This window comes from Shimia aestuarii, assembly GCF_022814865.1.
Lineage (GTDB): Bacteria > Pseudomonadota > Alphaproteobacteria > Rhodobacterales > Rhodobacteraceae > Shimia > Shimia aestuarii_A.
Genome location: NZ_JAKVRD010000004.1, coordinates 211769 through 232208 on the forward strand (window position 1 = coordinate 211769; position 20440 = coordinate 232208).

A 20440-nucleotide genomic window follows, 5' to 3' on the forward strand; every position below is an offset into this window, starting at 1 on the left:
AAATGTAATGATCAGGCGCAAGGGACAGCGCAGCTCCGTTGAGGAAACGTTAGGGCCGAAAGGCTTTGACGACTATGATCTTCGGCTCGGCGATATGATGCGCGGGGAACGCGCGACAATGGGGAAATCGCTCCTCGATGTGCAACGCGAATTGCGCATCCGGGCGAATTACATTTCCGCCATAGAAGATTGTAATCCTGACGCCTTTGAGACACCCGGCTTCATTGCTGGCTATGTGCGGTCATATGCGCGCTATCTCGGGATGGACCCGGATACAGCGTTTGCGCATTTCTGCCGTGAAAGCGGTTTTGCGACCGCGCATGGCATGGCTGCCGAGGCCTCGACGATCCGCAAGAGCGATATGCTGGCCGAGCGACGCGAGCGCGGCAATGATCCGCTCGAAGCACCCATCATGCCGTTTTCCCCGGCTCCGGAATCCCTTCTGAGCCGGATTGAGCCGCAGGCAATTGGCTCGTCCCTCGTTCTTGTCGCGCTGATTGCCGCGCTTGGCTATGGCGGGTGGTCGGTGCTGAACCAAATTCAACGCGTTCAACTTGCGCCAGTGGATCAAACGCCGGTGGTGCTGGCGGATTTGGACCCTCTGAAAGAGGCAACCTCGCAGCCGGAGAAGGCTGATGGGCGCGTCACGGCGCAGGCGGGTGTCTTTACACCGCCATCGCAATCCCTTGATCGTCTCTATCGACCGCAAGCGCTTGACGTGCCGGTCATGGTGGCGCGCGATGCACCGATCTCGACGCTCAATCCCGATACGGTCGGTGTTTTCACGCCGGATGCCTCGCTTGTCGCGGCGGTGTCCGAGGAAGAACTTGACCGGGTGATGCCGCAGGTTGTCGAAAGCGATGCGCAAGACCTCGTGTTGATGGCTGTGCGTCCGGCCTGGGTCCGCGTGCGTTCGGCGGATGGCACGGTGTTGCATGAGAAAATCCTCAACCCTGGCGAGGAATATCTGCTGCCCAAGTCGGAAGACGCCCCAACCCTCACCGCCGGCATGAGCGGCGCGATCTATTTTAAGGTCAATGGTGCGGTGTTCGGCCCGGTGGGCGAAGGCACGAACCGGATTGGCGATCTTGCGCTTGATGCGGATCGTCTTTTGGAATCCTACGATCTTGCCGATCTCGACATGGACCCGGATCTCGCGCGGATCGTTGCCGAGGCGGACGCGGCGCAGATCAACGCCGAGTAAATCCCTGTATCGCGCATTGCCCCCGTGGCATATGCAACTTACATAGGCCCTGAACCTGTATGAGGTGAGGGGCCTTTTCATGTCGATGAACCACATTCGTCCGTGGCGGAATATCGAACGCCGTAAATCGCGCCAGATCATGGTCGGCAACGTGCCGGTCGGGGGGGATGCGCCGATTGCGGTGCAGACCATGACCAACACCGATAGCGCCGACGTCAAGGCGACCGTGGCGCAGGTTCAGGCGGCAGCAGAGGCCGGGGCCGACATCGTGCGGGTCTCGACCCCGGACGCGGCGGCGACCAAGGCCCTCAAGGAGGTCGTGCGCGAAAGTACCGTGCCGATCGTGGCCGACATCCATTTCCACTATAAACGCGCCATTGAGGCGGCAGAGGCCGGTGCGGCCTGCCTGCGGATCAATCCCGGCAATATCGGCGATGAAAAGCGGGTCAAAGAGGTCATCCAGGCCGCCAAGGACCATGGCTGTTCGATCCGGATCGGGGTCAATGCCGGTTCGCTCGAGCGGCACCTGCTTGAGAAATATGGCGAACCCTGCCCGGATGCGATGGTGGAGTCGGGGCTCGAGCATATCCGCATTCTCGAGGACAACGACTTCCACGATTACAAGATTAGCGTGAAGGCGAGCGACGTGTTCATGACCGCCGCTGCCTATCAGCAGCTTGCAGAGGCGACCGATGCGCCGATTCACCTTGGGGTTACAGAGGCAGGCGGCCTTGTGAGCGGGACGATCAAATCTGCGATCGGGCTTGGCAATCTGTTGTGGATGGGGATTGGCGATACGCTGCGAGTCTCGCTAAGCGCCGATCCGGTCGAGGAGGTGAAGGTCGGGTTTGAGATCCTGAAGTCGCTCGGCCTGCGCCATCGCGGGGTCAACATCATTTCGTGCCCGTCCTGTGCGCGTCAGGGGTTTGACGTGATCAAGACGGTGGACGAGTTGGAAAAGCGGTTGGCGCATATTCACACGCCGATGAGTCTTTCGATCATTGGCTGCGTGGTGAACGGGCCGGGTGAGGCGTTGATGACGGATGTGGGCTTTACCGGCGGTGGCGCCGGGTCTGGGATGGTCTATCTTGCAGGCAAACAGAGCCACAAGATGTCCAACGAGGAGATGGTCGACCATATCGTCGAACAGGTCGAACGCCGCGCTGCCGAGATCGAAGCGGACACCGCTGCGGCGGCGGAGTAAAGCGGGGGAGGGGCGTTGCCCCTCTTGCGCCTTTGGCACAATTCACCCCGAGTATTTTCACAGAGAAGATGGACGCGGGCGGCGTCCGATTAGCCGTCGTTGCGTTTCTCATCGACGAGCGCTTGCATCCCTGCGAGCGGCATGTAGCCACGCAGCAGTTGATCTTCGAGGACGAAGGTCGGTGTGCCCGAAATGGCGAGCTTCTGTGCAAGGGCGCGGGTCTGGGCGATCTCTGCTGTGACGCTCTCGCTTTGCATCTGGGCGAGCACGGCATCCGTATCAAAGCCGAGTGCATCGGAGAGGCGGGTCATCGCGGTTTCGGTGACGTCGCCGTTGAAGGTAATCAGGGCATCGTGGACCAGGGCATAGGCCTCGTCGCCCGCGACTTGTTTCACGGCGATGGCAAAACGCGAAGAGGCGAGGGAATCTTCACCGAGGATGGGGAACTCTTTGTAGATGAGGCGGATATTGCCATCCATCTCGACCAGTTGCTTCACCTCGTCATGGGCCTTGCGGCAATAGCCGCAGCGGTAATCGACGAATTCTACCAGCGTGATGTCGCCCTCGGGGTTGCCGCCGACGAAGCTGTAGCCGTCGTTGAAGATCGCATCGCTGTTGGATTTGACCAGTGAGAAGTCATGCGCAGAGGCTGCGGCCTGTTGCTGCTTTTCGAGGATCTCCACGGCTTCCATGATGACGCCGGGATTGTCGAGCAGGTAGGCACGGACCTCGGCGCGGAAGGCGTCGCGCTCGGCATCGCTCAGGTTGTTGAGGTCAAGCGCCGCCGCGGGCAGCGCAGCAGCACCGAAGAAAGCGGCGGTGGTGAGGGTCTTGAACATGTCGAACTCCGTCAGTCTATTTCTTTTCAGCGCGCTCGGCTTGGCGCAGGATATCTTCGGCGCGGCGCCAACCGCGCGAACCGGTGGGCAGGAGGCCGCTGGCCCGTTTGGCGAGCACTCCTGCATCTTTGAGACGGCCTTGCAAGGCGTATCGCTCGGCTGCGGAGAGCGCGGCCATGCCATTGTTGCCAGTGCGCGCATAGGCCGCGCCGAGGTCGCGCAGCATGAGCCCATTGCGGAAGTCGCGATTTCGCGATTTTTCAAGCGCGTCGAGCGCCTCGCGGGGACGGTCGGCGGCGAGGAGGGCGCGACCGAGGCTTGCGAGGCAAAGTGCGTTGCGCGGCGCAAGGGCCGCCGATTTGCGATAGGCGCTGACCGCGTCATTGAAACGACGGTTCTCGAGCAGAATCTGGCCCTTCAGCTCGTAGTAGAAAGCATCTTCGGGGCGCAGTTTGATCGCGCTGTTGATCGCGGTGAGCGCCGCATTGAATTGCGATAGGCGATGGCGTGCGGCGGCCTCGCGCATGAGGCGGATGTCTTGGGTGGGGCTTTCGCCGAGGCGGTTCAGGGTCCAGCCGGGCGAGAGCGTGAAGGCGGCGAGCTTGGCGCGCGCGCGGGCATACCAATAGGCGACGTCCGGGTCGGTGGGCTTGGCTTTGTCGGCATGGGCCGCGGCATAACTTTTCATGGTGCGGATGCGGTCGCGTGTCAGCGGGTGCGAGCGCATATAGGGATCCTGGCGCGAGGTATTGAGGGCTTCCTGGCCGCGAAAGATTTCGTGCACGTCAACCGCGCCTTGCGGATCAACGCCGGCGCGGCTCATGTAGCGCACGCCGGTCTGGTCGGCGGCAACTTCCTCGGCGCGGGTATGGGCGAGGAAGCGGCGCTCTGCCGTGGCGGTTGTCCCGAGGGCGATTCCCACACCGGCATTGGCATTGCCCGTGGCCGCAGCGGCCGCAGCGGCGAGGGCGAGGCCAAGCCCGGCGGCGGTTTGCGCAGCGCCCATGTTGGTGATGCGGCGAGAGATATGACCGTTGGTGATGTGGGCCGCCTCGTGTGCAACCACCGCCTGAAACATCTCGGGCGTGTCCATGCGCAGGAGCATGCCGAGGTGGATGAAGATATGGTTGTTGTCGATGACAAAGGCGTTCAGGCTTCGGTCGTTGACGACCAGCACCTGAACATTGCCGCCGAGACCAGCGGCCGCAAGTACCGGCGCAGCGGCGCGGTTCAGGGCGTGCTCAATATCGGGATCCCGGATCAGAGAAACAGCCTTGGCGGCGCTGCTCGTGAATGTCAGGGCAAGCGTGGCAAGCACAATGGCGATTGCCTTGAGCGGATGGATTGACGCCATGGTCTTTTCGCGGTGAAAACAGCGGGTAACAAACATGGGGCCAATAGGAAGGAAAACCATGCGAAACTCAACCCGAAGCGCCGTTGATCCCTTTATTGTGATGGACGTGATGGAAGCCGCGCGGCAGGCCGAGGACGCGGGGCGCCATATTATCCATATGGAGGTCGGTCAGCCGGGGACCGCCGCGCCAGAGGGCGCGCGACAGGCTGTGGCGCGGGCGATGGGAGAGGACGCGATGGGATACACCGTGGCGCTTGGCCTTCCGGCGCTGCGCAAGCGCATCGCGCAGCTATATGGTGAGTGGTACGGGGTCGACCTCAATCCCGAGCGTGTGGTGGTCACGTCTGGGTCGTCGGCGGGGTTCCTGTTGGCGTTTACATCGCTGTTTGACGCTGGTGACCGTGTTGCCATTGGGGCGCCGGGGTATCCGTCATACCGACAAATTCTCAAAGCCTTGTCTCTGCAACCCGTTGATTTGCCAACGTCCGAAGCCAACCGGCTTCAGCCTGTGCCGGATGATTTTGCAGAAATGGACGTGCAGGGGTTGATGGTGGCGTCGCCGGCGAATCCGACGGGGACGATGCTTGACCATGGGGCGATGCGAGCGCTTGTGGAGGCGGCGCAGGCCAAGGGGGCGGCGTTTATCAGCGATGAGATCTACCACGGCATCGAATATGAGGCCAAGGCGGTGACGGCGCTTGAGATCACGGATGACTGCTATGTCATCAATTCCTTCTCCAAGTATTTCTCTATGACAGGATGGCGCGTGGGGTGGATGGTGGTTCCAGAAGACCATGTGCGCAAGGTTGAGCGACTGGCGCAGAACATGTTCATTTGCGCCCCACATGTGAGCCAGGTTGCGGCCCTTGGCGCGATGGAGTGCCACGAGGAATTGCAAGCGAATATGGGGGTTTACCGGAAAAACCGGCAGCTTCTCATCGAGGGTTTGCCGAAGATCGGCTTTGACCGTTTCGCGCCGCCCGATGGGGCGTTTTATGTCTATGTGGACGTGAGCCAATACACTGATGATAGCCGCGCTTTTGCCCGCGAGATCCTTGACGAAGCGGGGGTTGCAGTGACGCCGGGGCTTGATTTTGATCCGGTGCGGGGCGGGGGAACCTTGCGGTTTTCCTATGCGCGTTCGACGGCGGACATGCAGGAAGGGCTTGCCCGGCTTGGCGCTTTCATGAGGGCACGCGGCTTCGCCTAAGGCCCAAAAACCAACGTCGGTATTACGTCGGTATTGCGTCTGTATCGCGGTGGTGCGGATTTCATTTAAAGAAACACGACATCGGTATAGGATGCGGGAAAACAGATCACCCGCGAGAGGGATCATGAGCAGGATCATTGCCGTCATTTGCGCGCTTGTCTGGGCGTTTGCCGCGCCGGGGCAGGCGCAGGAGTTGAGCGGGCTTGCGCGCGTCGAGGCCGCCAAGAGCGGGTTCAGCGAGGGCTGGCGGGGGTCTGTGACCTTTCGACTTGGACTGTCGCAAGGCGTGCCTTGGCGGGTGTTTCAGCTTGAGGCGCCCCGGCGGCTCGTTCTCGATTTCCGCGAGGTGGACTGGCGCGGTGTGACGCCCGAGACATTTGGCGCGGCAGAGGGGATCGGGGCCGTGCAGTTTGGTCAGTTCCGCCCCGGTTGGAGCCGGATGGTGGTCGAGCTGACCGAAGCGCTTGCGGTCGAGACGGCGGCCCTTGCCGTCGATGAGATCAGCGGTGCGGCGCAGCTCGAGCTGGTGCTCGATCCTGTGAGCGCAGAAGACTATGCCGCGCTTGCGGGCGCTCCGCGCGATCCGCGTTGGGATTTGCCGGAGCCAGCCTTGCCAATGACAGGCGCACGAGAGGCGCGGCCCGACTGGGCGCCCGTGGTCATCGTGATCGACCCCGGCCACGGCGGGATTGATCCGGGGGCCGAGCGCGACGATGTCAACGAAAAGACCCTGATGCTGACCTTTGCGCGGGAATTGCGCGACACCTTGCGGCGCACGGGGGCATTCGAAGTTGTGCTGACGCGGGACGAGGACGTGTTCGTGTCTCTTGAGCGGCGGGTGTCGATCGCGCATGAGGTCGGGGCGGATGTCTTTATCTCCTTGCATGCCGACGCGTTGCGCCATGGGCATGCCACGGGGGCGACGGTTTATACCCTTTCGGAGGAAGCCTCGGACAAGGCCTCGGAAATCCTTGCCGAGCGCCATGACCGGGCCGATATCCTTGCCGGGATTGATCTGTCGCAGGCGGATGACGAGGTGGCGAATGTGCTTCTCGATCTTGCGCGGCTCGAGACACAGCCGCGCACAGAGCTTTTCGCGCGCATGCTTGTCAAACAGATCGAAGAAAGCACCGGGTCCACCAACAAGAAGCCCCTGCGCCACGCCGGGTTCTCGGTTTTGAAGGCGGCGGACGTGCCTTCGGTGCTTCTCGAGGTGGGGTTCCTGTCGTCGGAGGAAGACCTTGCGCGGCTGACCGATCCGAATTGGCGCGCGCTTATGGCGGGGGGCATTCGCGATGCGCTTCAGCTTTGGGTGCAGGAAGACGAAGAGATGCGCGCCCTCTTGCGGCAGTAATGCAAGCAAAAAGGTGCCCAAAAGGGGCAGGCAAGCGAGGGGATGTGTTTTGACCCCCTCGCGCACGGCCTATATAGAAGCCTCATGACCGAGTGCGAAACGGGGTAAGCGCGTGATCCGATTCATTCTTTCCTTCATGGGGACCATCTTCACCTTCGTGACGATGGGCGCAGCCGTGATCGCGCTTTCCATCGGTGCGGTGTTCTGGATGTACGGGCGCGATCTTCCGAGCCACGAGGCGCTTGCACAATATAAGCCCCCGACGATCAGCCGGATTTATTCGGGCGAAGGCCATATCATCGACGAGTTTGCCAAGGAACGGCGCCTTTTCGTGCCGTCGGCCGAGATTCCCGATCTGGTGAAGGAAGCGTTTATCTCGGCAGAGGACAAGAATTTCTATACCCACAGCGGGTATGACGCGCGCGGGATCGCAGCGGCGGCCTTTGAGGCGGTGCGGTCGCGTGGGCAGAATGTGCGCGGGGCCTCGACGATCACTCAGCAGGTGATGAAGAACTTCCTTCTTGACGGAAGCAGACGTGTGGAGCGCAAGATCAAGGAGATCATTCTTGCGACAAGAGTCGAAGAAACGTTGACCAAGGATGACATTCTTGAGCTCTATCTGAACGAGATTTATCTTGGGGCCAATTCGTATGGCGTTGCGGCTGCCGCTCAGGTTTATTTTAACAAGTCCCTTTCGGAATTGTCTCCACATGAGGTCGCCTATCTTGCGGCCTTGCCGAAGAAGCCCGCCGAACTTCACCCTGTTCGGAACATCGATGATGCGATTGGCCGTCGCAACTTTGTGCTGAAGGAGATGGCGGAGAACGGCTATATCACGCAAGCCACCTATGAGGCGGAAAAGGCCTTGCCGCTGCGCTCGGTTCAGAATGGCGACTTTGACAGCTTCAAATCGGCACTGCCGCCGCGGGACTATTTCACCGATGAAATCCGCCGCCAGCTATCGGAAGATTTCGGCGAGGACGAGTTCTTTTCTGGCGGCATGACGGTGCGCGCGACGATCGACCCGGAGATGCAGGAGATCGCGGCGCGGGCGCTGCGCCACGCGCTTGAGAAATACGACCGCTCACGCGGGGTTTGGCGCGGCACAGGTGAAACGATCGACCCTGAGCTTCTGTCGGATGAGGGCAAATGGCGTGCGGCGCTTGGTGATCTGGATCTGCCCCGCGATGTTGATCTTGAGGGGCGCTGGCATCCGGCGGTTGTTCTCGAGGTGGGCAAGAACGATGCGCGGATCGGCATCGAAGGCATTGATGATGACGCCGATGGCCATTTCATCGCCGCCAAGGACGTAACTTGGGCGCGGCCACTGCTCGAAGAGGGCAAGCTTGGGCGCAAGGCGAAGGTTGCAGGGGATCTTCTTGACGTGGGCGATGTGGTGCTCGTGCGGGCGATCACCAAGGAAGACGATGGCAGTTTCGTGCGCTGGTCGCTCCGGCAGGTGCCGGAAGTGCAGGGCGGGTTCATGGCGATGGACGTCAACACCGGCCGCGTGATCGCGATGCAGGGCGGGTTCAGCTATCAGGATTCGGTGTTCAACCGGGCGACGCAGGCAAAGCGGCAGCCGGGGTCGTCGTTCAAGCCTTTCGTGTATGCCTCGGCGCTCGACAGCGGCTATAGCCCTGCGACGATTGTCATCGACGCGCCGATTGAAATTGACACGCCGCAGGGCGTCTGGCGTCCGCGCAACTCGTCGAACAAATTCTACGGCCCGACGCCGCTTCGCACGGGCATCGAACGGAGCCGGAACCTGATGACCATTCGCCTTGCGCAAGAGGTCGGGATGGAGGTCGTCGCCGATTATGCCGAACGCTTTGGCGTCTATGACAATATGGGCACCTACCTTGCCAACTCGCTTGGCTCGGAAGAGACGACGCTGTTCCAGATGGTTGCGGCCTATGCGATGTTCGCCAATGGCGGCGAGCGGGTGGAGCCGACCCTCGTTGACCGGGTGCAGGACCGCTATGGCGAGACGATCTACCGCCACGACAAGCGTGACTGTGTGGATTGCGACCGGTCCGACATCGCGCCGACGCGCGGGCCGCGCATCGTCAGCAACCGCGAGCGTGTGATGAACGCGATCACCGCCTACCAGCTCACCTCGATGATGCAGGGCGTGGTGCAGCGCGGCACGGCCTCGGGGACAGTCAATCTACCCGTGCCGGTTGCGGGCAAGACCGGGACCACGAACGAGGCCAAGGACGTTTGGTTCATTGGCTTCACCAACACGCTCGTTGCGGGCTGTTACATCGGTCATGACCGGCCGCGCCCGCTTGGCCGGGGCACCTATGGTGGATCGACCTGTGGCCCGGTGTTCCAGGAGTTCATGAGCGAAGCCATCGAGAAATACGGCGCCGGCAAGTTCCAGGTGCCGCCGGGGGGGCATTTCATCAAGATTGATCGCTACACCGGTGCACGGCTTGAAAACGAGGCGTCGGGGGCGAATGTTGTGGCGGAGTATTTCCGTGACGGCGAAGAACCGGTGTTCGGCGTGATGTATGATGGTGGTTTCGCCATGGGGTCGAACCTGCCGCTATTTGAAGAGGTCAACACGGGCGTCACCGAGGTCACCACCTCGACCGGCAAGAAGACCGTGGTCGGCCCGAAAGCGGATTTCGGCACGCTGAGTTCCGGCGGCCTCTACTAGCCCCAAGACGCCTGAAAACCACGCGCCGCCTTGCCCGCGTCAAGGCGCTGGTTTATCACGCGGACCTGACACCAAAACAAAGAAACGGACAGCCAGATGCGCGCAGAGACCCAGACCATCGTTGCAGAGATCGAAAAATCGCTCGAATTGCTGCGCCAGCGCATGGACTGGGAGACGGCCAAGTATCGGCTTGAGGAATTCAACGCGCGGGTCGAAGACCCGGACCTCTGGAATGATCCGGACGCGGCGCAGACGCTCATGCGCGAGCGGCAGAACCTGGTCGATGCCTTTGATACGGTGAACGGCATTGAGACCGACCTCAACGACAATGTCGAATTGATCGAGCTTGGCGAAATGGAAGAGGATGACGAGGTTGTCGCCGACGCCGAGGCGGCGCTCAAGGCGCTTGCGGCGAAGGCCGCGGAGAAAGAGCTTGAGGCGCTTCTCAATGGCGAGGCGGACAGCAACGATACGTTCCTCGAGATCAACTCGGGCGCAGGCGGCACGGAGAGCTGTGACTGGGCGTCGATGTTGGCGCGGATGTATGTGCGTTGGGCCGAAAAGAAGGGCTACAAGGTCGAGCTTCAGTCGATGACAGCGGGTGAAGAGGCCGGGATCAAGTCCGCCGCCTACAAGATTTCTGGCCACAACGCCTATGGCTGGCTCAAATCCGAGAGCGGCGTGCACCGCCTTGTGCGGATCTCGCCCTATGACTCGGCGGCGAAGCGGCATACCTCGTTCAGTTCGGTCTGGGTCTATCCGGTGGTGGACGACAATATCGAGATTGAGGTCAACCCGTCCGATATCCGCATTGATACATACCGGTCGTCCGGGGCGGGCGGCCAGCACGTCAACACCACCGACTCGGCCGTGCGGATCACCCACGAGCCGACTGGCATCGTTGTCACCTCTTCGGAAAAGTCGCAGCACCAGAACCGCGATATCGCGATGAAGGCCCTGAAATCACGGCTCTATCAGCTTGAGCTTGACCGGCGCAACGCGGCGATCAACGAGGCGCATGAGGCCAAGGGGGATGCGGGCTGGGGCAACCAGATCCGGTCTTACGTATTGCAGCCCTACCAGATGGTGAAAGACCTGCGCACGAATTTCGAGACCTCGGACACCAAAGGCGTGTTGGATGGGGATCTCGACGGGTTCATGGCGGCGACGCTTGCCATGGATGTCGCGGGCAAGAGCCGCGCCGACGCCCAAGCCGAGGATTAAGCGGCACGACGGCGAACAGGCAGGGGACGTCGCAGGGGCTTTGCCCCTCTTGGCCTCAATGAGGCCAATTCACCCCAGGATATTTTCGGCAAGAGGAAGAGATGGGCCTTGCGCGAAAGCGTGGGGCCTTTAGCGTTCGGTGGGTCAGGGAAGGATTTCAGTATGGGCGAGTTTCTGGATTGGGAGGCGGAGGCGCTTGTCGCGGCGATGCGGGAGCGGCGCCTATCGTGCGAAGAGGTCATGGCGGCGACGCTTAACCGCGTGGATGGGCTGAACCCCGGTCTCAACGCGATTATCTCGCGTCGGGAGACCGAGGATTTGCTCAGCGAGGCGCGGGCGGCGGACCGGGTGCCGGTCGAGGCGCGGGGCGCGTTGCACGGGCTTCCGATGGCGGTCAAGGATTTCGCCAGCGTGAAGGGGGTGCCGACTTCGATGGGATCGAGCCTCTTTGCCGAGACACCCGCGCCGCAAGACGATGTCATGGTGGCGCGGATGCGCGGCGCGGGGGCGATCTTTATCGGCAAAACCAACGTGCCGGAATTCGGGCTTGGCTCGCATACGTTCAACCCGGTCTTCGGCGCGACGCACAACCCTTATGACCATGCCAAGAGCGCGGGAGGGTCTTCGGGGGGCGCAGCGGCGGCATTGGCGGCGCGGATGGTGGCGTTGGCCGATGGGTCGGACATGATGGGCAGCCTGCGCAACCCGGCGGGGTTCTGTAATATCTACGGCTTTCGGCCCAGTTGGGGCGTGGTGCCGCGCGATGCGGGCGGCGAAACCTTTTTGCAGCAGATCTCGACCAATGGCCCAATGGCGCGCAGCCCGGGCGACCTTGCGCTTTTGTTGTCTGTGATCGCCGCGCCGAACCCGAAAGTCCCACATAACGTCCCGGTGCAGGAGTGGACACTTGGCCCGCAGCCGCGGCTTCGGGGGGTGCGGGTTGGCTGGCTTGGAGACTGGGGCGGGGCCTATGCGATGGAGGACGGTATCCTCGCGCTTTGTGAGGCGGGGCTTGGGGTTCTCGAGGATCTTGGGGCCGGGGTCGAGACCTTGCCCGCGCCGATGGCGGCGGAGCGGCTCTGGGAGAGTTGGTGCACGTTGCGCCATTGGGCCGTCGCGACAGAGCTTGCGCCGCTTCATGCGGATACGCGCAAGCGCGCGGCGCTCAAGGCAGAGGCGATCTGGGAGATTGAGGCGGGGCTCAAGCTTGACGCCATGGCGATCAGCCGGGCGGGTGCCGCGCGGGCGCGGTGGTTCGAGCGGGCGGCGGACCTGTTCGAGAGCTATGATGTGCTCGCGCTGCCGACAGCGCAGGTCTGGCCCTTTCCGGTCGAGTGGCGCTTTCCCGAGGCGATTGGCGCGCGCGAGATGGACACCTATCATCGCTGGATGGAAGTCGTGGTCCCGGCGAGCCTTGCGGGGCTTCCGGCGATCAGCGTTCCGGTGGGCTTTGGCGAGGCGGGCTTGCCAATGGGCATGCAGCTTATCGCGCGCAAAGGGGCGGACCGAGCGCTTCTTGAGGTGGCGGAGGCCTATCATCGGGCCACTCATTGGCCAGAACAGCGCCCGCAGATCTTTCCCGATGCGTGAAAAGGTTGATTTGTAAAGCGACACGCGTTCATATCGTCAGAACGACATGCGTTTTGGGAGGGATGGATGCCGGACAGAGCAGAACAACGGCCTGAGCACGGTGTGCCGGACCTCGGCAGTGTCACGATCGGGATGCTGCGCGAGGCGCTTGTGCGGGGATGGCGGGATTTTCGCGCCAAACCGGGCTACGGGATCGTGTTCTCGGTGTTCTATGTGCTGGCGGGGTGGCTCATCTCTTGGATCACGCTGGCGACGGGGCAGAGCTATTGGCTTGTCTTCGCGGCCATCGGCTTTCCGCTTCTCGGGCCCTTCGCGGCGGTTGGTCTCTATGAGGTGTCACGGCGCCTTGAGCAGGGGCGGGCGATGGACCTCTACGCGATCTTTGGCGTGGTTGGGCGGCAGAGCAAGCGCCAGCTGCCTTCGATCTGTGCGGTGATCGTTGTGGTATTCCTATTCTGGTTCTTCCTCGCCCACATGATCTTCGCGCTTTTCCTTGGCCTGTCGACCATGACCAATGTGTCTTCGTCCTACGAGGTCTACCTCAGTGGCAATGGGCTGATGATGCTTGGCTTTGGCTCAGTCGTGGGGGCGGCGTTCGCGCTCTTGCTGTATATGATCACGGTGCTGTCGCTGCCGCTATTGCTTGACCGGGAGTTGGATTTCGTAACGGCGATGATCACCAGCTTTCAGAGCGTGACAGAGAATTTTGTCCCGATGATCCTCTGGGCCGCGCTTATTGCGGCGCTGACATTTGCGGCGATGGTGCCGGGGTTTCTTGGGTTGTTCCTTGTGCTGCCGCTATTGGGGCATGCATCGTGGCATCTTTATTCACTGATGAAGGAAGCGGGAGAGGCGGAGGCATCGGCCTATGAGACCGACGCCGAGGATGCCTTGGCCTAATAAGCCTTACTCTTCCCGCCCCATGGCACGCAGCATGGCATGCAGGTCAGGCGCCATGTGGTGCCCGGATTCAAGAGCAAAGACATAGGCATGGGTCAGGTAGAAGCCACGTGCCTCATCGGCGTTGGCGGTCTCCGCCGCCTCGCGATAAAGCGCCACGAGAGACGGCCTGTCGCCGGTCTCGTGGGCCGCAAGGAGGCGGGTGTCCAGCGCCTCTCTGGTCATTCCGCCGCGGTCGATTGATTGGCGTTGGCGATCTCGTAGCGCGAGGCGACCCAATCGTGGAAGCAGTGGGTGGGGCCATCCATCGCGGGCGAGAAACGACCGCCGTCAAAGCCGACCGCATGGCGGCCGCGTTGCATGCCCTCGACCACGAAGACATCTTCTTCGAAGACGGTTTTCCAAAGCTGCGTATTGCGCGCACGCAGGCCTTGTTCGATTTCGGGCGCGGCGTAGTAGAGATGGATGTGCTCGATCGTCTGGTCGATGGCGACGGGTTCGAGCACAATGGCGAAGGCGTGGTCGCGCTGTGCGCCGAGGAGAACGTTGGGGTAGACGGCGATGTATTCCGCACCCTCGTCCCATTTGTCTGAAAGGCCGTCGAAATCGGGGAACGTGTCGCCGTTATGGCTTTTCAATTGGCGATAGACCAGCGTGCCTTGACCGGAATACTGGCCCGGCTCGGCGATGTTGTAGTGGTCCTCGAGGCGCGAGTAGCTGTTGAGGCCGGGGTGCACCCAAGGCAGGTGATAGCTTTCGCAGTAGTTTTCGACGGCGAGTTTCCAGTTTGTGTTCACTTCGAGGGTGAACTTGCTATCGGTGCCGCCGTGATAGACGGGCTTTTCGACCTCTTCCCAACGCTTCAGAAGATCGGCGTGGACCTCTTCGAAGGGGGCGGCGTCGCCGGAGACGTTGATAAAGACCACATCGCGCCAGATATGGCTACGGACCTCGATGAGGCCAAGCTCGGAGCGTTTGACGGCGTCATGGGTGTTTTGGCCGGGGCCACCGACATGGGGCGTCGTGACGAGGCGGCCATCGGTGGCGTAGCACCAGGAATGGTAGGGGCAGCGGATCGCGCCCTCGATCTTGCGCGGTTCTTCGACAAGGATCATGCCACGGTGACGGCAGGTGTTGTAGAAGACGCGGACCTGACCCTGTTTGTCGCGCAAGAGCAGCAGAGGCATGCCAAGAAAGCTCAACGGGACAGCATCGCCGGGTTCGGGCACGTCTGCGGCCACGGCGAGGCCCGACCAAGAGGCGAAAAGAACCGCTTTCTTCTCGGCTTCGAATTGGGCCGGATCGGTGTAATGGCTATTGGGCAGGCCGAGGGCCTCTTCCACGGGGCGGCGCACAGCCGACAGGTCTTGGATTTCCATGGCTAACTCCTCTGAGGGTGGACAGAGATTAGCCGGGGGGGCGTCAATTCATTTGCCTAACTGCGACTTGAATTGACTTGGGGCGACACGTTGGGGCGTCGCCCTGATGCGGATCAAGAGAAGGGGCGTTCGGGTTGAAGCAGCTTGCGGTGATAGGGAATCAGCTCTTCGGTGCTACAGAATCCGACCTTGCGCGCGGCCTGTAGAACCTCGGGGCCGAAGGCGCCGAGATGTTCGTAAACGAGCCGCGCGGCGCGGCGTCCTGTGACCGTTTCCCGGACGGTGCGTGTCGCGTAGCCGGTCCAGTAGTGGTTCTGGAACGAGGCGACGCGGCTTAGGTAGTTGAAAGAGGTGGCCATGGTGCGGCGATGCGAGACGAGCGCGGCAACGCCGTCTTCCTGTGGCAGGATCACGCCACGGAACTCGCGGGTTGTCGGATCTGTGGGCAGGCCCTGCTGGCGCATGCCTTCCTTGGCTTCATAGCCGCGGATGAAGGTGTGGTTGTCGCGACGAAAGACATAGACAAGGCCGGTAATGACCAGATCTGCCTCGGTAAAACTCAGTCGGGAGAAACGGTAGAACCCGTTCGGAAAGACATCTTGGGGAATGTCCGTCATGCCAGCGCCGATATAGTCGTCGATCAACGGATGGTTCAGGACGCCGCGCTCTGTTTCAAGCGTGTCGATCGGTTCGAGCAGGATGCGGGCATCGACGCCAAAGAAGCTACAGATGCGATGTAGCACGTCGGGGCGCGGGAAACTCTCGCCGGATAGATAGCGGTTGAACTGCGTCCGGTTGATGCCGAGCTCGCGGCAGAGCTGTGAGACGGACGGGTAGGTCTTGGCCAGGATGCGGAGGTTCTCGCCGAACATCTTGCGCAGGTCGGCTGGGGACATGTCCTGATTCTGTATCTTGTCGTTCTTGACCAATGCACCCTCCGGTTGGTCATATTATCATTGCATCTCGCCTGGCGCGAGTTGTCTGTGCGAATTGACGCTAAATAACATCATGGTGATGCAGTTTCGCATCCATATAGGGCAGAGTCGACACAATTCCGAAGCAAGCGACGCGCAATTTTACGTGTTTTCATTTCGAGTTCTTTGGAACACTCGAAGAGAGTGGAAAAAGGAGTTTGGCCTCAGATGCTTGGCGTGGTTCTCTGGAGCGATAGCACCGACAAGAAGGCCGTGATCTGGTGCGAAGACCACGGTGAACTTGCCTATTTTGACGGCGCGGGAAGCTCGATTTTCGACGGCGCCACGCTTGATGCGGGCGATCTCGTGCAATTCGAGATGCAGCAGGACAATCAGCGCCGCCTTGCAAGGAACATGCGCCGGCTTCAGCAGGGGGCCTATGAGGGACTGACAGAGCGTCTTGTTGATGCGAGCGCGCCCAAGGCGGAGCCCGAGCCGCAGGAGCAAAGGAGCGCGGGTTTCAGTGCCGCGAACATCATTCCATTCACGCGCCGACGCAACGCGCGACGGGCCGGAGAGTTTCTCCCTGCCTGACCCGATTATTTGGGTGAGGGGCAAGAAAGGGGGCCATGTGGCCCCCTTTTTTTACATGAGACGGTGAAGGGGCGGCGGCGTCAGACCGCGCCGCGCGACAGCGCCGCAACGCCGGTGCGTGCCACTTCGACAAGGCCGAGCGGGCGCATCAGATCGGCAAAGGCGTCGATCTTCTCGGGCGCGCCGGTGATCTCGAAGACGAAACTACCGAGGGTCGAGTCAACCACGTTGGCGCGGAAGATCTCGGCGAGGCGCAGGGCTTCGATGCGCTTGTCACCATCGCCCGTGACCTTGAACAGGCCAAGCTCGCGTTCGACGGCGGGGCCTTCGACGGTCAGGTCATGCACTTCGTGCACGGGCACGATGCGGCCAAGCTGGGCTTTGATCTGTTCGATGACCTGCGGCGTGCCTTTGGTCACGATGGTGATGCGCGACTGGTGGCCAAGGTGATCGACCTCGGCCACGGTCAGGCTTTCGATGTTGTAGCCCCGGCCGGAGAACAGGCCGATGACGCGGGCAAGGACGCCGGGCTCGTTGTCGACATTCACCGCGAGCGTATGGGTTTCCTGCACATCAGAGAAGTTCGGGCGCAGGTTATAGGCCGAGTGCTTGGTCGAGCCTTTCTTGATCTTTAGAGCAGCCATAGTTGTCTCTCCTTACACAAGCACGGCGCCGCCGGCTTCGATGGCACCTTCGGTCGAGGCTTCGCCCAGAAGCATTTCGCTATGCGGTTTGCCCGACGGGATCATCGGGAAGCAGTTTTCGTGCTTCTCGACCAGGCAGTCGAAAATCACCGGGCCGTCATAGGCGAGCATTTCCTTGATCGCCTCGTCGAGATCGTCGGGGTTGTCACAGCGGATGCCCTTGCAGCCAAAGGCGTCGGCGAGCTTGACGAAATCGGGCAGGGCTTCGGACCAGCTATGGGAATAGCGTTCGCCGTGCAGCAGTTCCTGCCATTGGCGCACCATGCCGAGACGCTCGTTGTTGAGGATGAACTGTTTGACCGGCAGCCGGAATTGCACCGCGGTGCCCATCTCTTGCATGTTCATCAGCCACGACGCTTCGCCCGCGACGTTGATCACGAGGCTGTCGCGATGAGCCATTTGCACACCGATAGAGGCGGGGACGCCATAGCCCATGGTGCCGAGGCCCCCGGACGTCATCCAGCGGTTCGGATCCTCGAAGCCAAGGTATTGCGCGGCCCACATCTGGTGCTGACCGACCTCGGTCGTGATGTAGCGGTCCATGTCCTTGGTCAGCGCTTCAAGGCGGCTCAGCGCATATTGCGGCTTGATGGTTTTGCCTTCCTGCGTGAACTTCAGGCAATCGACGGCGCGCCAGTCCTTGATCTGCTCGTGCCATTTGGCAATCGCGCCCTTGTTGGTCTTGCGACCGCGCGCCTTCCAGATCTTGAGAATGTCCTCGAGCACGTGGCCCACATCACCGACGATCGGGATATCGGTCTTGATCACCTTGTTGATCGACGAGGGGTCGATATCGATATGGGCTTTCTTCGAGCCGGGGCTGAAGGCCGAGACGAGACCGGTAATGCGGTCGTCGAAGCGGGCGCCGATATTGATCATCAGATCGCAATCGTGCATCGCCATGTTGGCCTCGTAGAGACCATGCATCCCGAGCATCCCGAGCCAGTTCTTGCCCGAGGCCGGGTAGGCACCGAGGCCCATCAGCGTCGAGGTGATCGGGATATTCGTGGCATCGACCAGTTCGCGCAGCAGTTGGCTCGCGCCCGGACCGGAGTTGATGACACCACCACCGGTGTAGAAGATCGGGCGTTCCGCTTTTTCCAGCGCCTCGACCAGTTCGGTGATCGCCTCGATGTCGCCCTTGAGCTGTGGCTGATAGCGGTTGGTGTCGATGGACTGCGGCGGGGTGTATTCCGCCGATGCGAATTGCACGTCCTTGGGAATGTCGATCAGCACAGGGCCGGGGCGGCCAGAGCGCGCCACGTGAAAGGCCTGGTGGATGGTATCCGACAGGGTCTCGGTTTCTTTCGAGAGCCAGTTGTGCTTGGTGCAGGGGCGGGTGATGCCAACGGTGTCGGCCTCTTGGAACGCGTCCGAGCCGATCATGAAGGTCGGCACCTGACCCGACAGAACAACGATCGGGATCGAGTCCATCAGCGCATCAGTCAGGCCGGTCACAGCGTTGGTTGCGCCGGGGCCAGAGGTCACCAGCGCCACGCCGACCTTACCGGTCGCGCGGGCATAGCCTTCGGCCGCGTGCACGGCGCCTTGTTCGTGGCGCACGAGGATGTGGCGAATATCGTTCTGCTGAAAGATCTCGTCATAAATCGGTAGGACTGCCCCGCCGGGATATCCGAATACCGTGTCCACACCCTGATCCTTGAGGGCCTGAACCACCATTCTCGCTCCGGTCATCTGACGTGTCATCTGTCTCTCCGTTTACAACGTCACTTCAATAGTCTCTTACACACAAAAAAGCCCCCGAGGTTGTCGGGGGCGCATGGGGTACCGTTATGGTGTCCGTTACCGGCCCATGCGCCATTTTCCTACGACGACGATAAGTACGCCCATTTGCTCAGTCTCCTTCGCGTGTGGGCGGGACATTATGGCCGTGGTCTAGGGGCGTCAACCGCGAAAACCCCACCTTTGCATGGAAAATGCGAAAAAAGTGTCGCAGGGAGGGGTGATTTCTTTCTGAAAGTTGCGCGAAGTGGCGGGGTGGCGCACAGTATCGTCCGCATTTCTGGCGCGATCCGCGTGAAATGTGGGATTCATGAGCGAAAATGTCGAGGTTTCACAAGTGATTTACAGATTAAGTATATGGAAAATAAAGTATTTTTCTGCTCTTTAGAATTGATCTAAATCAAAGTTGCGTTCTGCAAAGGTGGCATGATCCGTTCAAACGCGTGAGACTCGATCTAGGAGCTAGAAAATGAAACGTCTCTTGACTGCATCGGCCGCCATCGCCTGCGTCATGGGTGCGCAAGCCAATGCAAGCGACCTTCGCGAAGACGCACTGGAGTATTTCAAGCCGCTACCTTCGACAGTTCCGGCTGTGAAGGACAACGCGATCACGCCCGAGAAAATCGACCTCGGCAAGGCGCTGTTCTTTGATCCGCGTATGTCGGCGTCGGGCGTGTTCTCGTGCAACTCGTGCCACAACCTCGCCACCGGCGGGGACGATAATATGCCGACCTCGATTGGCCATGGCTGGCAGAAGGGGCCGCGCAACTCGCCCACCGTGCTCAACGCCGTGTTCAATATCGCGCAGTTCTGGGACGGGCGCGCGGAAGACCTCAAGGCTCAGGCCAAAGGCCCGGTGCAGGCCGGTGTCGAAATGGCCAACACGCCGGAAAACGTGGTCGCGACCCTGAACTCGATGCCGCAGTATCAGGACTGGTTCAAAGCCTCCTTCCCGGAAGAAGCGGATCCGGTGTCCTTTGACAACTTTGCCAAGGCCATCGAGGCGTATGAGGCGACCCTGACCACACCTGCGCCGTTTGATGCCTATCTCAATGGCAACGAAGATGCGCTTAGCGCTGAAGAGAAAGAGGGGCTTGCGCTCTTTATGGATAAGGGCTGTGCGTCTTGCCACAATGATGTGAACCTTGGCGGCAACGGCTACTATCCGTTCGGTCTTATCGAGAAGCCGGGGGCAGACATCCTGCCGGAAGGCGACAAGGGGCGCTTTGCTGTGACCGAAACCGCGGATGACGAGTATGTGTTCCGCGCCGCACCGCTCCGCGATATCGACCAGACCGCGCCTTACTTCCACTCCGGGCTTGTCTGGGATCTGAAAGTGGCGGTTGAGATCATGGCGGAAAGCCAGCTTGGCGAAGAGCTCAGCAGCGATGAAGCCGATAAGATCGTTGCCTTCCTAGGCTCGCTGACTGGCGAAATGCCGATGGTCGAGTATCCGGTGCTGCCGGCTGAGACCGCAGGCACGCCGCGCCCGAGCGGGATCGTCGTTGAGTAAACGCTCAGACGATACGTGAGACACCGGAAACGCCGCGCAGGACGCGCGG

At 61.1% G+C, this 20440-nt stretch carries 17 protein-coding genes; 10 read left to right on the forward strand and 7 right to left on the reverse strand.

What is annotated here, in order from left to right:
• Nucleotides 1-7 precede the first annotated feature (7 nt).
• Entirely contained in the window at nt 8-1204 is a 1197-nt protein-coding gene (locus tag MK745_RS06325) for a helix-turn-helix domain-containing protein (RefSeq protein ID WP_243612432.1), read from the forward strand.
• Between the two features lie 79 nt (nt 1205-1283).
• Nucleotides 1284-2408 (forward strand): flavodoxin-dependent (E)-4-hydroxy-3-methylbut-2-enyl-diphosphate synthase, encoded by a 1125-nt coding sequence (ispG, locus tag MK745_RS06330; RefSeq protein WP_243612433.1) that lies wholly within the window; start codon nt 1284-1286, stop codon nt 2406-2408.
• Between the two features lie 89 nt (nt 2409-2497).
• On the opposite strand, the gene MK745_RS06335 is transcribed toward ispG, so the two are convergent.
• The gene (locus MK745_RS06335; RefSeq protein ID WP_243612434.1) at nt 2498-3247 is read right to left on the reverse strand and encodes a DsbA family protein; all 750 of its coding nucleotides are present in this window, start codon (nt 3245-3247) and stop codon (nt 2498-2500) included.
• A 16-nt stretch (nt 3248-3263) separates the two neighbouring features.
• Entirely contained in the window at nt 3264-4601 is a 1338-nt protein-coding gene (locus MK745_RS06340; protein ID WP_243612435.1) for a M48 family metalloprotease, read from the reverse strand.
• Nucleotides 4602-4659: 58 nt separating this feature from the next.
• On the opposite strand from MK745_RS06340, the gene MK745_RS06345 reads away from it, so the two are divergent.
• The 6 genes from MK745_RS06345 (at nt 4660) to MK745_RS06370 (ending at nt 13544) form a co-directional block, all read left to right on the forward strand.
• A complete protein-coding gene (locus MK745_RS06345) occupies nt 4660-5811 on the forward strand; it encodes a pyridoxal phosphate-dependent aminotransferase (protein WP_243612436.1) in 1152 nt (383 codons plus the stop codon).
• 124 nt (nt 5812-5935) lie between these two features.
• Nucleotides 5936-7165 (forward strand): N-acetylmuramoyl-L-alanine amidase, encoded by a 1230-nt coding sequence (locus MK745_RS06350; RefSeq protein ID WP_243612437.1) that lies wholly within the window; start codon nt 5936-5938, stop codon nt 7163-7165.
• Between the two features lie 112 nt (nt 7166-7277).
• Complete coding sequence (locus tag MK745_RS06355; protein WP_243612438.1) at nt 7278-9830, forward strand: penicillin-binding protein 1A; 2553 nt, start codon at nt 7278-7280, stop codon at nt 9828-9830.
• Between the two features lie 96 nt (nt 9831-9926).
• Nucleotides 9927-11054: a peptide chain release factor 2 gene (gene prfB / locus MK745_RS06360; protein WP_243612439.1), complete on the forward strand. Its 1128-nt coding sequence runs from the start codon at nt 9927-9929 to the stop codon at nt 11052-11054.
• Nucleotides 11055-11216: 162 nt separating this feature from the next.
• Nucleotides 11217-12644 carry an amidase gene (locus tag MK745_RS06365; RefSeq protein ID WP_243612440.1) on the forward strand — a complete coding sequence of 476 codons (1428 nt, stop codon included), beginning with the start codon at nt 11217-11219 and terminating at the stop codon, nt 12642-12644.
• Between the two features lie 66 nt (nt 12645-12710).
• Entirely contained in the window at nt 12711-13544 is an 834-nt protein-coding gene (locus tag MK745_RS06370; protein WP_243612441.1) for a DUF2189 domain-containing protein, read from the forward strand.
• Nucleotides 13545-13550: 6 nt separating this feature from the next.
• Here MK745_RS06370 and MK745_RS06375 read toward each other — a convergent pair whose 3' ends face one another.
• The 3 genes from MK745_RS06375 to MK745_RS06385 form a co-directional block, all read right to left on the reverse strand.
• Nucleotides 13551-13769, reverse strand: a complete 219-nt coding sequence (locus MK745_RS06375) for a hypothetical protein (protein ID WP_243612442.1) — start codon at nt 13767-13769, stop codon at nt 13551-13553.
• Nucleotides 13766-14923, reverse strand: coding sequence for an aromatic ring-hydroxylating oxygenase subunit alpha (locus MK745_RS06380; protein ID WP_243612443.1), 1158 nt, complete (start codon nt 14921-14923; stop codon nt 13766-13768). The genes MK745_RS06375 and MK745_RS06380 overlap by 4 nt, the downstream gene beginning before the upstream one ends.
• A gap of 113 nt (nt 14924-15036) precedes the next feature.
• On the reverse strand, nt 15037-15819 hold the full coding sequence (locus MK745_RS06385) for a helix-turn-helix domain-containing protein (RefSeq protein ID WP_243612444.1): 783 nt from the start codon (nt 15817-15819) through the stop codon (nt 15037-15039).
• A 246-nt stretch (nt 15820-16065) separates the two neighbouring features.
• Here MK745_RS06385 and MK745_RS06390 point away from each other — a divergent pair, with 246 nt between their 5' ends.
• On the forward strand, nt 16066-16431 hold the full coding sequence (locus MK745_RS06390; protein ID WP_243612445.1) for a hypothetical protein: 366 nt from the start codon (nt 16066-16068) through the stop codon (nt 16429-16431).
• Between the two features lie 80 nt (nt 16432-16511).
• Here the strand turns inward: MK745_RS06390 and ilvN are convergent, their stop codons facing one another.
• Both ilvN and MK745_RS06400 read right to left on the reverse strand, forming a co-directional pair.
• The gene (gene ilvN / locus MK745_RS06395; protein WP_243612446.1) at nt 16512-17075 is read right to left on the reverse strand and encodes an acetolactate synthase small subunit; all 564 of its coding nucleotides are present in this window, start codon (nt 17073-17075) and stop codon (nt 16512-16514) included.
• A gap of 12 nt (nt 17076-17087) precedes the next feature.
• Nucleotides 17088-18842 (reverse strand): acetolactate synthase 3 large subunit, encoded by a 1755-nt coding sequence (locus tag MK745_RS06400; protein ID WP_243612447.1) that lies wholly within the window; start codon nt 18840-18842, stop codon nt 17088-17090.
• Nucleotides 18843-19347: 505 nt separating this feature from the next.
• On the opposite strand from MK745_RS06400, the gene MK745_RS06405 reads away from it, so the two are divergent.
• Complete coding sequence (locus tag MK745_RS06405; RefSeq protein WP_431978963.1) at nt 19348-20391, forward strand: cytochrome-c peroxidase; 1044 nt, start codon at nt 19348-19350, stop codon at nt 20389-20391.
• Nucleotides 20392-20440: the final 49 nt, after the last annotated feature.